Raw genomic sequence first — 12,715 nt, 5'->3', positions numbered from 1 at the left:
TTCATTGATTGAAATAGAAAAAGGCCATAGTTGTGATTGCAGCTGTGGCCTTTTCAGTTTGGCTTAAACCGTCATTGCGAGGAACGAAGCAATCTCTGCACGACAGGTACAACGGCTACCTTTCTAAGCAGGGATTGCCACGCTACGCTCGCAAAGACGAGTTGCTATACTACCTACTTAACTTTTTATCACCCGCTGAATCTCATCCAATTTCATCAAAGCTTCTACCGGGGTTAAGGTGTTTACATCCAAATTATTTAACATATCCCGGATCTTGACCAGCACCGGGTCGTCTATGGAAAACATTTGTAATTGCAGGGCTTGCTTTTGTACCTTCTTAATGCTTTCCTTAATATTCTCGCCACCGGTACGTTCGGCTTCCAGCTTTTTGAGTATCTCATGGGCACGTGCCAGTACCTTAGGCGGCATGCCGGCCAGTTTGGCTACGTGTATACCAAAGCTATGCTCGCTGCCACCTGGAACCAGTTTACGCAGGAAGATGATTTGGTTGCCCACTTCCTTGACCGTTACGTTATAGTTTTTAACTCGGCCAAACATGTTGGTGAGTTCGTTTAACTCATGATAGTGTGTGGCAAACAGCGTTTTGGCTTTAGCCGATGGATGATTATGTAAATATTCGGCTATAGCCCAGGCTATAGAAATACCATCGTAAGTACTGGTACCGCGGCCAATTTCGTCCAGCAAGATCAAACTGCGATTGCTCAGGTTGTTAAGGATGCTGGCCGTTTCGTTCATTTCCACCATAAAGGTAGATTCGCCTGATGACAAGTTATCCGATGCTCCCACACGGGTAAAGATCTTATCTACTAATCCTATCTGTGCCTCTTTGGCAGGCACAAAACAACCCATCTGCGCCAGCAAAACAATTAAACCGGTTTGCCGTAATAATGCCGATTTACCAGCCATGTTAGGTCCTGTGATGATAATGATCTGCTGACTATCCGAATCGAGGTAAACATCATTCGTAATGTACTCCTCACCCGGCGGCAAGTTCTTTTCTATCACCGGGTGGCGGCCACCTTTAATATCAATGACCAGCCCATCGTTCATTTGCGGCTTTACATAATAGTTTTTGATAGATACGGTGGCGAAGTTCAGTAATACATCCAAACGTGCCACTAACTGTGCATTAAGCTGTATAGGTTTAATATACTCGGCAAGCGAATAAAGCAGGTCGTTATATAAACGAGTCTCTAACGCCAGGATCTTTTCCTCGGCACCTAAAATCTGCTCTTCATATTCTTTAAGTTCGGGAGTAATGTAACGCTCCGCATTTACCAGCGTTTGCTTACGAATCCAGTCGGTTGGTACCTTATCCCGGTGCGAATGGGTAACTTCCAGGTAATAACCAAATACATTATTAAACGCCACTTTTAACGACGGAATAGCAGTTTGTTCAGCCTCGCGTTTTTGGATCTCCAGCAAATAGCCTTTACCGCCAAATGCAATTTTTCGTAAGCGGTCCAGTTCAGCATCAATACCTTCGGCCATAACGCCGCCTTTTACCAACTGTATGGGTGGCTCAGCATTCATTTCACGCCCTATTTTATCACAGATATAATCGCATGGATTCAATTGATTACCTATAGCCAGTAAGGCTTCATTAACACCCGCTCCCGGCACCTCGCTCCTCGTACCCAACTGCTCGCCCCCCGCCACATTACACATATTTTTTATACTGCTAATAGCTTGTAAGGCTTTACGCAACTGGCAAACTTCGCGCGGATTAGCTTTTTGTAATCCTATCTTGCTAATTAATCTTTCCAAATCGCCTACCTGGCGAATGCAGGCCTGCAATTCGTTGCGTAAGTCTTCCTGTTTAATCAGGTGCTGCACTACATTCAGGCGGTCGTTAATGGGCTTTAATTCCTTTAACGGCATCACGATCCAGCGACGCAGCAAGCGTGCACCCATAGGTGAGCAGGTATGATCGAGCACGTCGACCAATGTCAATGCGTTATCGTTGCTCGAGCCTACTAATTCGAGGTTGCGGATGCTGAAACGATCAAGCCATAGATAACGGTCTTCTTCTATCCGGCTGATAGCGCTGATATGCTGCAGGTTGCGGTGCTCGGTTTCGTTGAGATAATGCAGTGCTACACCGGCCGCAATTATGCCCAGGTTCAGCTTTTCTATACCAAAGCCTTTAAGCGATTTTACGCCAAAGTGCTTGGTGAGCGTTTCGTAAGCGTAATCGCCACTGTACGGCCATTCATCTAAGGTGTAGGTATAATAACGATCACCAAACTTTTCACTGAAGTCTCGCTTGTAGCTTTTAGGGTAGATCACCTCGCTTGGGCTAAAAGATTGCAGGAGTTTATCTAAATAATCGGTGTTGCCCTGCGCGGTTAAAAACTCGCCGGTTGAAATATCGATTAGGGCTATTCCTATACTATTTTTCTCAAAATATAATGAAGCCAGATAGTTGTTATTCTTTTGATTTAGGATATTATCGCTGGTAGCCACGCCGGGAGTTACTAATTCCGTTACGCCTCTTTTGACAATGGTTTTGGTCATCTTCGGATCTTCCAGCTGATCACAGATAGCTACCCGCTGACCGGCACGTACCAGTTTAGGCAGATAAGTATCTAAAGAATGATGTGGAAAACCGGCCAGTTCAATATGCGTGGCGGCGCCGTTTGCCCGTTTAGTAAGCACAATACCCAATATCCCCGATGCCTTTACGGCATCCTCGCCAAAGGTTTCATAAAAATCGCCAACGCGGAACAACAATAAGGCACCAGGGTACTTGGCCTTAATTTGGTTATACTGCTGCATAAGCGGCGTTTCTTTGGTAGCAATTTTGCCCAAGCGTTATCCTTTTTAGTTAAGCTGGTAAATTTAGCGGTTTACAAAGGATTTGACGGCAGGTGTTGAAAATTTAGTAGCGGTGTGATGAGCGCTTACTTCTTACTTACCACTATAATCTTATCGGCAGTGCCATTACTGGTTATCATGTACACTTTACCATCGGGCGATACGCAAACATCCCGTAGGCGACCGTAAGTACTTTTGTAAAATGTATTTACGGTTTCTACCTTATCACCGGCTGTATTCAGCTTCAGTTGCAGCAGTTCGGTACCTTTTAAAATAGCCAGCAATAAAGAGTTTTTCCATTGCGGTATGGCATCGCTGTTATAATAATCCATTCCTGATGGTGCTATAGTCGGCGACCATGCCTGGATGGGCTCCGCTACATTGTTAGTATTGCAAAATGCAGGTTCGGTACCGGTGCTGCAGAAACCTTCTACATTAGGCCAGCCGAAATTGCGTCCTTTTTGGATCATGTTAACTTCATCATCGGTAGTGTTGCCATGCTCCGAACTGTACAGGCGGTTATTGGCGAACACCAATCCTTGTGCATTGCGGTGTCCATAACTCCATACCGGGCTGCCTGCTGTTGGATTATCGGCCGGGATGCTGCCATCCAGGTTAATGCGTAAGATTTTGCCCGACAGACTGTTCAAGTTTTGTGCCTGAGAAGCTACCGTTGCATCGCCGGTGGTTATATACAACTTCAGATCTGGCGATATAGCCAAACGGCAACCATTGTGGTTATTGGCCGCAGGCACGTTATCCAGTAATGTCACCGGGTTAACTAATGCCGTTCCGTTATAAGTGTAACGCACTATTTTTTCGGTATAAATGCCGCTTTTATCGTAGTTGTATGCCACAAAAAGTTGTGGTGTATTAGCAAAATCGGGGTGTAAGGCCATGCCCAGTAAACCACCTTCGCCTTGCGATTTCACATCAGCAATAGTCAGCAAAGGATTGATTTGCCCGTTATTGGGATTCACCCGGCTTATTTTGCCGCCACGCTCGGTTATCCAAAGCATATTATCTGCTCCCCATAAAATTTCCCAGGGGAAGACCAGCTGTTGGGTTAGCACCTGCGTGGTAAGCTCGGTATCGCCTGCTTGTTCCTCTGTATCACCATCAGAAGAACTCTTTTTGCAAGTGGTCATAATTAGGATACCGAAAGCGGCTATTAGGCTAATTAAAGTTTTCATAAAGATGTGGATTACAACTGGCTACTCAATATTTAACCATTATAAGTGCGAATTGTTAGTAACAACGCAAAACGAATTATATGGTCAGGCCATGTCCACGTCAATCCAATTTTTCCTGCGCGTTCGCCTGTACTATTTGTAAAGGACTTATGCGGCGCATGCGATAACAGTTTATGGCGGTTTCGCCTAACTGAGTTATTAGTTTATAGTTGGCTATAGCCCCTACCGCAGCACCAATAACTGGCAGCAGCTGCGCCATTTTAGCCAAGTCAATATAATCGCGGTATTCCTGCTGAAATATGCGCCAGTCGAACTCGTCTACACTATCGGGCAAGGTGCCGCTATAACCCTGCCAGCCGGCCATTAGTTCATAAATTTCGTTGCGCCTTTCCTGGCTCGAAAAAGCCAACTGAAAGATATAAAGGATGTATAACCTCTCCTTGTAATCCTTTACATCGTAGCCATACAAGGCAGCAATGTCAAACAGCATTTTCATTTTGATACCTATCAGGATCGGAAAGTCCGCCAGTCCCAGTAATATGCCTCCGGCACCGGTTACGGCGCCCTCAACCGTTGCGGTTTTTTGGTAGTTATCTATCTTTTGTTGTATTAACGATTCGCGCATTTGCAGAGACATACCCTTTTCGGGCGAACTCCCGGTTAAATACTTGGAACCAAATAGCACCGCTTTAATCATTTTTTCGATGGTAACGGTAATAGCCTTATGTACTTTATCGGGTATCAGATCGTTAATTTTGGTTTGTACGGTTTTAGAAAGCTTGTCGGTAAACGATGGTTTCTTCTGCATTTTATATTGCCAGAATTGTAGCTGGATATGTGCTTGCTGTTCGTAAGGAGTCATTTTGGTTAAAGGTTATAGGTTAGGTTAAAGGTTAAAGGTTAAAGGTTAAAGGTTAAAGGTTAAAGGTTAAAGGTTAAAGGTTAAATTATTGAACTGAATACTTTGTTTTGATAAATTAGCACTTAATCAGGTTAAATTTAATCAAAATCTATAGCTCATAGAAATTATCAATTTTAAACTAAACCTATAAATCATTTACCTTGTAAATGTTTAACATCAACTGTAATTATGGAAACAAATTTATCTACTGCCGATATTTTTGAACTGGCCCGCAACAATAAATCCGAAGAATTAAAGAGTGCCATAAATGGTACCAATATCAATGGTACCGACAACCGCGGGTCTACCGCACTGACTATTGCGGCCTACTACAATAATAGCGAAGCGGTAAAGGTATTACTGGATGCAGGTGCCGATACTGGTTTTCAGGATGGCATGGGCAATACCGCCCTCATGGGAATATGCTTTAAAGGTTACCTGCAAATTGGCAAAATATTACTTGACCATGGTGCTGCTGTTGATGCGCGTAATACCAATGGTTCTACTGCGCTCATATTTGCCGCAACTTTTGGCCATACCGATATGATCAAACTCCTGCTGCAACATGGTGCCGATAGAAATCATTGCGATAATTTCGGTAAAAGTGCTATAGATTATGCCCGCTTGAAAGGTAACACGGAGAGTATAAAGTTATTGGAACACGAACTATAAAAATTTATACAAGCAAAAAGAATTCTTTTATTAATAAACATCGCTCTTTTGCTTTCTTAAAATTTTACCGCAAATCTACTACTTCAACACCAGGGTATGTTTTGGGATTAAATATAAAAGTGCCGGCTGTAACTGCAGGATTGGGCGTAAAAGTTTTAATAGTATAATTATAGCGATTGCCATTCTTATCAAAAAGTTGTGCACTGTAGATCTGCTTTTTTACTTTATCAATCAGCAATTTGATCTTAAAAATGGCTTGCTTTGCATCGGTTGGTGTAAGCTCAACCACCTGGTAGCTTTTACCCGCCTGTTTTTGCAGGCCGGTATAAATATATTTATATCCTTTTTCATATAGGGTGAACAATTGTGCGGGATTCATGCCTTCGGCATTGTTGTTCACATCGTTCACCTGTACCTCTTTTTCTTTAGGCATGTAAGTCCACTGGGTTTTACCGTCGCTGGTAATTTCCTGCGTTATGGCCGTTTTTGCAGCGGAGGTATATAGGCTGAACTTGTATTTGTTACTTTTAGGCTGCGTTAACAACGATCCGTTCTGCACCTCGTTAACACCCGACTGTGGGTTTTGAATGGTGATTATGAAGTCGCTTTTAACAGTATTGTACGTGCGGTATTTTTGACTCACCTGTCCTAAAATGGCTTTAGCTTCGGCATACTTTTGTGCAAAGGCAGTACCGGTTGCAGCGGTTAATAATATAAAATATACGAATATTTTTTTCATGGTAGGTAGCAATTTTTAGCTAACAAAATTAAGATTAACAATTATGCCAATCTGAGCCTGTCTAACACTTAGCACTAATACAAGTGTTCGATAAGCTCATATTAATAAACAATCCTATTAATAGGATTGTTTAGTTAGAACAAAAAAAGTGAGCATAGTTTAACGGCAACATTATTTTTGGAGTTCTTCGAGGTAACGCTCCAGGCTATACTCATCGGGGTAAAGTACTTCCCGGGCTTTACTGCCTTCAAACGGGCCCACAATACCTGCGGCCTCCAGCTGATCTATAATACGGCCTGCGCGATTGTAACCCAGTTTAAGTTTACGCTGAATAAGCGATGTTGAACCCTGCTGATGCAGCACAATTAAACGGGCAGCATCTTCAAACATGGCATCCCGGTCATTAGGGTCAAATTCTTTCGGACTGTTCGCTTCGCCTTCGCCCGCATACTCAGGTAGCAGCATTGCCGTTGGGTAGCCCCGCTGGTTACCTATCCAGTTAGAAATCTTTTCAACCTCGGGTGTGTCTACAAACGCACACTGCAAACGGATGAGGTCGCTGCCGGTTGCCAGCAGCATATCCCCTCTACCTATCAACTGATCGGCACCACCTGCATCTAAAATGGTGCGCGAATCGATTTTAGACAACACCCTGAAAGCCAAACGTGCCGGAAAGTTGGCTTTAATGGTACCTGTTATAATGTTAACCGATGGACGCTGAGTAGCAATAACCAGGTGAATACCCACCGCACGGGCCAGCTGAGCCAAACGGGCAATGGGCATTTCTACCTCTTTACCAGCCGTCATCATTAAATCGGCAAACTCATCAACCACTAATACGATGAAAGGCATAAAGTGGTGACCGTTCTCCGGGTTGAGCCTACGGTTCACAAATTTGGCGTTATACTCTTTCAGGTTACGTACTTGCGCATCTTTTAACAGATCATAACGCTGATCCATCTCAATACATAATGAGTTAAGCGTATTAATTACTTTTTTGGTATCGGTTATAATAGCATCGGCCTCATCGGGTAGCTTAGCTAAAAAGTGCCTTTCAATAGTACGAAATAAGGTTAGCTCCACCTTTTTAGGGTCGACCATTACAAACTTTAACTCGGCCGGGTGACGTTTGTATAATAGCGAAACCAAAATTGCATTAATACCCACCGATTTACCCTGACCAGTAGCACCAGCTACCAGTAAGTGAGGCATCTTGGCTAAATCGGCAATAAAGACCTCGTTGGAGATGGTTTTACCCAAAGCAATAGGCAGATCCATGGTAGTGGTCTGGAATTTTTCGGTTGCCAGTACCGAACGCATGGAAACCATTTCGGGATTACGGTTGGGCACCTCTATACCAATAGTACCTTTGCCCGGCATGGGTGCAATAATACGGATACCCAATGCGGCTAAACTTAACGCAATATCGTCTTCCAGGTTTTTAATTTTGGAGATCCGTACGCCCGGTGCCGGTATTATTTCATACAAAGTTACTGTTGGCCCAATGGTAGCTTTGATTTTATCAATTTCGATGTTATAATGATTAAGCGTTTCAACAATCTTGTTCTTGTTGGCTTCCAGTTCTGTGGTATCAACACTTATTTTGTTCGACCCATAATTTTCCAGCAGGTCTAAAGGTGGGTACTCATATTTAGGAAGATCTAATTTGGGATCGTAAGCACCAAATTTATCCACCAGTTCATTAGCGGTAACTTCGGGTGCCTTTTCAATGCTTAGTTCAGGCAATGGCCTGCTTTCTTCTACCGTAAGGGGTATATCGTCCAGTTCAGGAACGTTTTCATCGTCAAAATCGTTGACATTAGTATTTGTTGGGCTAAGCACAATACTTTCGTGAGCCAGCGTATTACCCAACATAGCAGCTTGTGTAACCGAATGCGGCACAACAGGTTCGGGTATCATCGGTTCAACTAAAAGTGTTTTAGTCAATGGCTCCTGCTTTAATCTCTCGCCAGGCGCAGATTGTACTGGCGTTTGCATGGCTATAGTGCTTTCGCGAATACGATTGTTTCCCTTTGGCCATTCAATAGGTTCTGATGGGGTCTCGTCTTCCAGTTCAACACTCTCGGGGCTTACACCGGATACGGCATTAGGTGTAACCAAAGTTCTTTTTGGTCGTTCGGGCAGTTTAAAATCTATATTGTAAGCAATAATTAATACGGTAAGCGCCGCAAAAATCAGCAAGCAACCGGTACCTGCCTGCCCTATCTGGGCGTTGAGTAAACGGGTACTCCAATAGCCAAACTCGCCTTCTAAAAAGTGCGCGTAATCATTTATAAAGCCATGCAAAAAGCCAATAGCAACCGATATGAAGATTAATCCGAAAAAAGAATAGCCCAGCAGTTTACTAACCGAAAATAACCTTACCTTAAATAGCAGGCGGTAACCAATTACAAAAAATACCACTACAAACAAAAACGAGGCGATACCAAACCACTCATAAACAAACTGGTTAGCCATTAAAGCGCCAAGCTTACCCAACCAATTATCAACCACAGGGTCGGTTATGCCGTTATCTAAAAGTTCTTGCTGGGTTTTAAATAAGTTGCCCCAGCCGCCGTTTGCTTTAAGCACGTAGCTCTGGTCGCTCTCCCAGGTAAAAAGGTACGATGTAAAAGCAATTAAAAAAAATACCGAAATAACAAGGCACAACAAACCGGCAATTTTAAAAACCCTACCGTTACCCAAATTAAATGAAGGCAAGTTTTCCAGTTTTTGCTTTACGACACGCTCACGCTCCGGGCGGGTATCATTGCCCTGGCGCGGACGATTATCGTCCCTTAAAGTATTTGATTTAAACTGGTTTCCTTTTGGCGGCATCTTCATCTACAGTTAAAGTACAAATATAAAGTTATTAATAACATTTTATTTGGCACGGTTTTTAATTTAATGTTAACAAGAACGACTTGACTATGGGACAGTTAGAATATTTAATTACCACCGGAGATTTAAATTCATTAAACCAATTATTGGCGCAAAATCCGTCTTTAGCAAAAAATTCAATGAGCGAAGATGTATCGCCACTGATGCTGTCATGCTATTACAAAAAGCCCGATGCAACTTCACTGTTATTAAAGTACCTGGATAAAATAGACATTTTTGAAGCAGCCGCAGCGGGTAAATTCGATATTTTGGCTTATTTGGTTTATACAAACCCCGAATTAATTCATCAGTATAATGATGACGGATTTACTCCTTTGGCATTGGCCTGCTATTTTGGGCAATATGAAGCAGCGCGTTACCTCCTATTTAAAGGCGCTGATGTTAACCAGCCTCTCAACGGTAATTCGGGTATCCGCCCGATACACTTAGCCTCGGCACAAAACCATATAGATGTAGTGCGCATGTTAATTGAGCACAATGTGCAGATTAATATACAACACCACACAGGTATTACACCATTACACTATGCCGCCAAACAGGGTAATACTGAAATGCTGATCGCGTTACTGGAAGATGGTGCTGATGTTAATTTACCTATGGAAGATGGCTCAGTTGCGGCTGACCTGGCCATGCAAAGCGGTTATCCCGAAATTGCTGATATTTTAAGATAACTATAATTTAAGTTTATAAAAATTGGTGAAGCCTTTAACCGTTTTGGTTAAGGGCTTTGTAGTTTTATTACTTTTATATTTGTTTATATGCAAAAATATTGCTGTTTACGGTTTAAGTGCAGCGATAAAGAGAACCGTCATATTTTTTATTAAAATATATATCTCTCATTAAAGTACTGGGTTATCTTTGCACGCAATAACCAATCAATTATCACGCTGGGTGTATAATTATAAACGGAGAATTATGAAAGCAGAAAAAATGGTAATGCTTACCGGTAAACAATACCAGGATATTAAGCTTAACCTGGAAAACCAACCTTATTATGAGTACAATACCGGTACAAACAATAATCCAGATATTGTAAAAATCACAGAAATTTACCTGGATACCGACCCTGATTTCACCCGCAATCCTAAACAGTTTGCTAAAGTAACAGATGATAATTTTGTACAGGTACGAATTGAGTTTGAAGCGTAACAAAATAAAATATACAAGTATGTATATTATTTAGAATAATATACAAATATTGTACAACATGCATGCGTGTTTTTTGGCTTAACTACAATAAATAAACTTGTAATAACATAGTTACATAGTATAAACAAACACGGCAAACTTCCCGGCATAAATGTACTACCTTGCTAAATACCTTACAAGTATATGGAAATTCGAAAGCTTACCGGAAAAAATGCTTTAGTTACCGGTGCCGGCAAGGGCATTGGTAAAAGCATAGCACGAAGTTTGGCCGGGGCAGGCGCAACAGTTATTATTAATTATAATAACAGTAAAGAGAGTGCCGAAAACCTTGCCCGTGAAATAAATCTGTCAGGCGGTAAAGCGATAGCTATAAAAGCCGATCTTTCTAATGCTCAAGAAGTTACCGACTTATTTAAACAGATCCATAACCAAATTGGCGATATTGATATTTTGATTAATAACGCAGGTATGGCAAAGCCCCAACCCTCCGAAAGCATTCGTATCGATGATTGGTCGGAGGTATTGAATATTAACCTTACCTCGGCTTTTTTAACCATACAAGCAGCCGTACCAGCCATGAAACAAAAAAATTATGGTCGCATTATCAATATTTCGTCGGTTGCGGCGCAAACAGGTGGCGTAATTGGCCCTCATTACGCAGCTTCAAAAGCAGGTATGCTTGGCCTTACCCATTCTTATGCCGCTTTACTGGCCGGGTATGGTATCACGGTAAATGCTATCGCCCCTGCGTTATTGGAAACCGGTATGATTGCTGATAACGATAAAATCACTCCCGATGTAATTCCCATAAAACGTTTTGGCCAACCCGAAGAAGTGGCTGATGTAGCACTTTTACTGGCTTGTAACGGCTATGTAAGTGGACAAACCATTAACGTGAACGGCGGCGTGTACATGAGTTAGCTTTTAATGATGTTACCTGTATCACCGCATATTGAGTAATCATAATATTACCCTTTATTGTATTTTCGGTAGCACGGTTTAATTACATTTGACAATTAATTTGAGTTAATGAAGAGATATTTTACTTTATTGTTAAGCGTAGTGTGGTTTACCGCTTTAAGCCAGGTTGATACCACCCAGCAAATCATCAAAGGCCGTAAGAATAGCTTATTGCAACAAAAGAAGCCCTATGTGATCATGATATCGGTTGATGGTATGCGTTATGATTATGCCAAAAAATACCAGGCAAAAAACTTATTAGCTTTAGGACGAACGGGTACTATGGCTACATCAATGATCCCCTCTTACCCTTCGGTAACCTTCCCCAACCATTATACATTAGTTACCGGGCTTTACCCTTCACATCACGGTATGGTTGGCAACAGGTATTACGACCGTAAGTTCAAAGAAATTTACACCACGCGGGGCAAACCTGTTGTAGAAGGCAAATGGTATGGCGGCACTCCACTCTGGGTTTTAGCCGAGCAGCAGCAAATGCTTACGGCCAGCTTCTACTGGGTAGGCTCCGAAGCCCCCATCAAAGGAATTTACCCTACCTATTATTATAAGTATAACGAAAAAATCGGGATTAACGACCGTATTAAAACGGTTGTTAACTGGTTAAAATTACCACCGGCAAGCCGTCCGCATTTTATAACATTTTATTTCCCGGAGGTTGACCATGCCGGCCATAAGTTTGGACCCAACGCCCCCGAAACACGCGATGCCGTGTTGTTTATAGATTCGGCTGTTAACCAGTTGAACAAAGCCGTGAAAGCAACAGGACTTAAAGTAAACTTTATATTAGTAGCCGACCACGGCATGACCAACATTGATGGCAATCATACCTTATCGGTACCGGCATCAATAGATACCGCTAAGTTTAAAATATTAAACGAGGGAGAACTGGTACAAATTTACGCCAAAGACACTTCTGCCACACTGGCTACCTATCAGGAACTGAAAAAACAAGCCAAAGATTATAGCGTTTATTTACGCGCTAATACGCCGTTAAGCTGGCACTACAATACCGCTAACGACCGCTATAACCGTATTGCAGATATTTTATTGATACCTCAGCATCCTAAAATCTTCACATCCGGTTCGCGTAAACCTAATCCTGGTGCACATGGTTACGACCCTGCACTGGTTAAGGATATGCATGCTACTTTTTTATCATGGGGACCTGGGTTTAAAAGCAATTTAACAATACCTACTTTCCAAAACGTGGAGATCTATCCGGTGGTAACGCAGTTGCTGGGCTTAAAAATTACACAGCCGGTTGATGGCACCAAGCGCTTAGCGCATAAGATCCTGAAGAAGTAAGCACTTCTCAATTGTGTTACTAATCCTATGAAATTT

10 protein-coding genes are annotated in these 12,715 nt (G+C 42.3%); 5 read left to right on the top strand and 5 right to left on the bottom strand.

Translation table 11 applies throughout. The features are described from left to right. Positions 1-177 precede the first annotated feature (177 nt). The 3 genes from mutS to ACFQ3S_RS12270 form a co-directional block, all read right to left on the bottom strand. Positions 178-2,799: a DNA mismatch repair protein MutS gene (gene mutS / locus ACFQ3S_RS12280; protein ID WP_449288935.1), complete on the bottom strand. Its 2,622-nt coding sequence runs from the start codon at positions 2,797-2,799 to the stop codon at positions 178-180. A 125-nt stretch (positions 2,800-2,924) separates the two neighbouring features. Continuing rightward, positions 2,925-4,031: a PQQ-dependent sugar dehydrogenase gene (locus tag ACFQ3S_RS12275; RefSeq protein WP_377164791.1), complete on the bottom strand. Its 1,107-nt coding sequence runs from the start codon at positions 4,029-4,031 to the stop codon at positions 2,925-2,927. A 100-nt stretch (positions 4,032-4,131) separates the two neighbouring features. Continuing rightward, positions 4,132-4,893 (bottom strand): EcsC family protein, encoded by a 762-nt coding sequence (locus ACFQ3S_RS12270; protein ID WP_377164789.1) that lies wholly within the window; start codon positions 4,891-4,893, stop codon positions 4,132-4,134. 228 nt (positions 4,894-5,121) lie between these two features. On the opposite strand from ACFQ3S_RS12270, the gene ACFQ3S_RS12265 reads away from it, so the two are divergent. Further along, a complete protein-coding gene (locus tag ACFQ3S_RS12265; RefSeq protein WP_377164787.1) occupies positions 5,122-5,604 on the top strand; it encodes an ankyrin repeat domain-containing protein in 483 nt (160 codons plus the stop codon). A gap of 64 nt (positions 5,605-5,668) precedes the next feature. Here ACFQ3S_RS12265 and ACFQ3S_RS12260 read toward each other — a convergent pair whose 3' ends face one another. Both ACFQ3S_RS12260 and ACFQ3S_RS12255 read right to left on the bottom strand, forming a co-directional pair. After that, positions 5,669-6,343 (bottom strand): LolA family protein, encoded by a 675-nt coding sequence (locus tag ACFQ3S_RS12260; RefSeq protein WP_377164785.1) that lies wholly within the window; start codon positions 6,341-6,343, stop codon positions 5,669-5,671. 171 nt (positions 6,344-6,514) lie between these two features. Beyond that, complete coding sequence (locus ACFQ3S_RS12255; RefSeq protein WP_377165356.1) at positions 6,515-9,181, bottom strand: FtsK/SpoIIIE family DNA translocase; 2,667 nt, start codon at positions 9,179-9,181, stop codon at positions 6,515-6,517. Between the two features lie 92 nt (positions 9,182-9,273). On the opposite strand from ACFQ3S_RS12255, the gene ACFQ3S_RS12250 reads away from it, so the two are divergent. The 4 genes from ACFQ3S_RS12250 to ACFQ3S_RS12235 all read left to right on the top strand — a co-directional run bounded on the left by ACFQ3S_RS12250 (position 9,274) and on the right by ACFQ3S_RS12235 (position 12,679). Next, positions 9,274-9,915 carry an ankyrin repeat domain-containing protein gene (locus ACFQ3S_RS12250; RefSeq protein ID WP_377164783.1) on the top strand — a complete coding sequence of 214 codons (642 nt, stop codon included), beginning with the start codon at positions 9,274-9,276 and terminating at the stop codon, positions 9,913-9,915. 244 nt (positions 9,916-10,159) lie between these two features. Then, positions 10,160-10,393: a hypothetical protein gene (locus tag ACFQ3S_RS12245; protein WP_377164781.1), complete on the top strand. Its 234-nt coding sequence runs from the start codon at positions 10,160-10,162 to the stop codon at positions 10,391-10,393. Between the two features lie 183 nt (positions 10,394-10,576). Beyond that, the gene (locus ACFQ3S_RS12240) at positions 10,577-11,314 is read left to right on the top strand and encodes a 3-oxoacyl-ACP reductase family protein (protein WP_377164779.1); all 738 of its coding nucleotides are present in this window, start codon (positions 10,577-10,579) and stop codon (positions 11,312-11,314) included. Positions 11,315-11,422: 108 nt separating this feature from the next. After that, positions 11,423-12,679 carry an alkaline phosphatase family protein gene (locus ACFQ3S_RS12235; protein WP_377164776.1) on the top strand — a complete coding sequence of 419 codons (1,257 nt, stop codon included), beginning with the start codon at positions 11,423-11,425 and terminating at the stop codon, positions 12,677-12,679. The last annotated feature ends 36 nt before the right edge of the window (positions 12,680-12,715 follow it).

This window comes from Mucilaginibacter terrae (genome assembly GCF_042679325.1).
Taxonomy (GTDB): domain Bacteria; phylum Bacteroidota; class Bacteroidia; order Sphingobacteriales; family Sphingobacteriaceae; genus Mucilaginibacter; species Mucilaginibacter terrae.
This window is presented reverse-complemented; position numbering and strand designations above follow the sequence as displayed.

Bases quoted from the DNA above. Each gene is read 5' to 3' on its own strand.
- ACFQ3S_RS12250 (WP_377164783.1), top strand. From the start codon at position 9,274: ATGGGACAGTTAGAATATTTAATTACCACCGGAGATTTAAATTCATTA.
- ACFQ3S_RS12255 (WP_377165356.1), bottom strand. From the start codon at position 9,181: ATGCCGCCAAAAGGAAACCAGTTTAAATCAAATACTTTAAGGGACGAT.
- ACFQ3S_RS12270 (WP_377164789.1), bottom strand. From the start codon at position 4,893: ATGACTCCTTACGAACAGCAAGCACATATCCAGCTACAATTCTGGCAA.
- ACFQ3S_RS12265 (WP_377164787.1), top strand. From the start codon at position 5,122: ATGGAAACAAATTTATCTACTGCCGATATTTTTGAACTGGCCCGCAAC.
- mutS (WP_449288935.1), bottom strand. From the start codon at position 2,799: ATGCAGCAGTATAACCAAATTAAGGCCAAGTACCCTGGTGCCTTATTG.
- ACFQ3S_RS12235 (WP_377164776.1), top strand. From the start codon at position 11,423: ATGAAGAGATATTTTACTTTATTGTTAAGCGTAGTGTGGTTTACCGCT.
- ACFQ3S_RS12245 (WP_377164781.1), top strand. From the start codon at position 10,160: ATGAAAGCAGAAAAAATGGTAATGCTTACCGGTAAACAATACCAGGAT.
- ACFQ3S_RS12260 (WP_377164785.1), bottom strand. From the start codon at position 6,343: ATGAAAAAAATATTCGTATATTTTATATTATTAACCGCTGCAACCGGT.
- ACFQ3S_RS12275 (WP_377164791.1), bottom strand. From the start codon at position 4,031: ATGAAAACTTTAATTAGCCTAATAGCCGCTTTCGGTATCCTAATTATG.
- ACFQ3S_RS12240 (WP_377164779.1), top strand. From the start codon at position 10,577: ATGGAAATTCGAAAGCTTACCGGAAAAAATGCTTTAGTTACCGGTGCC.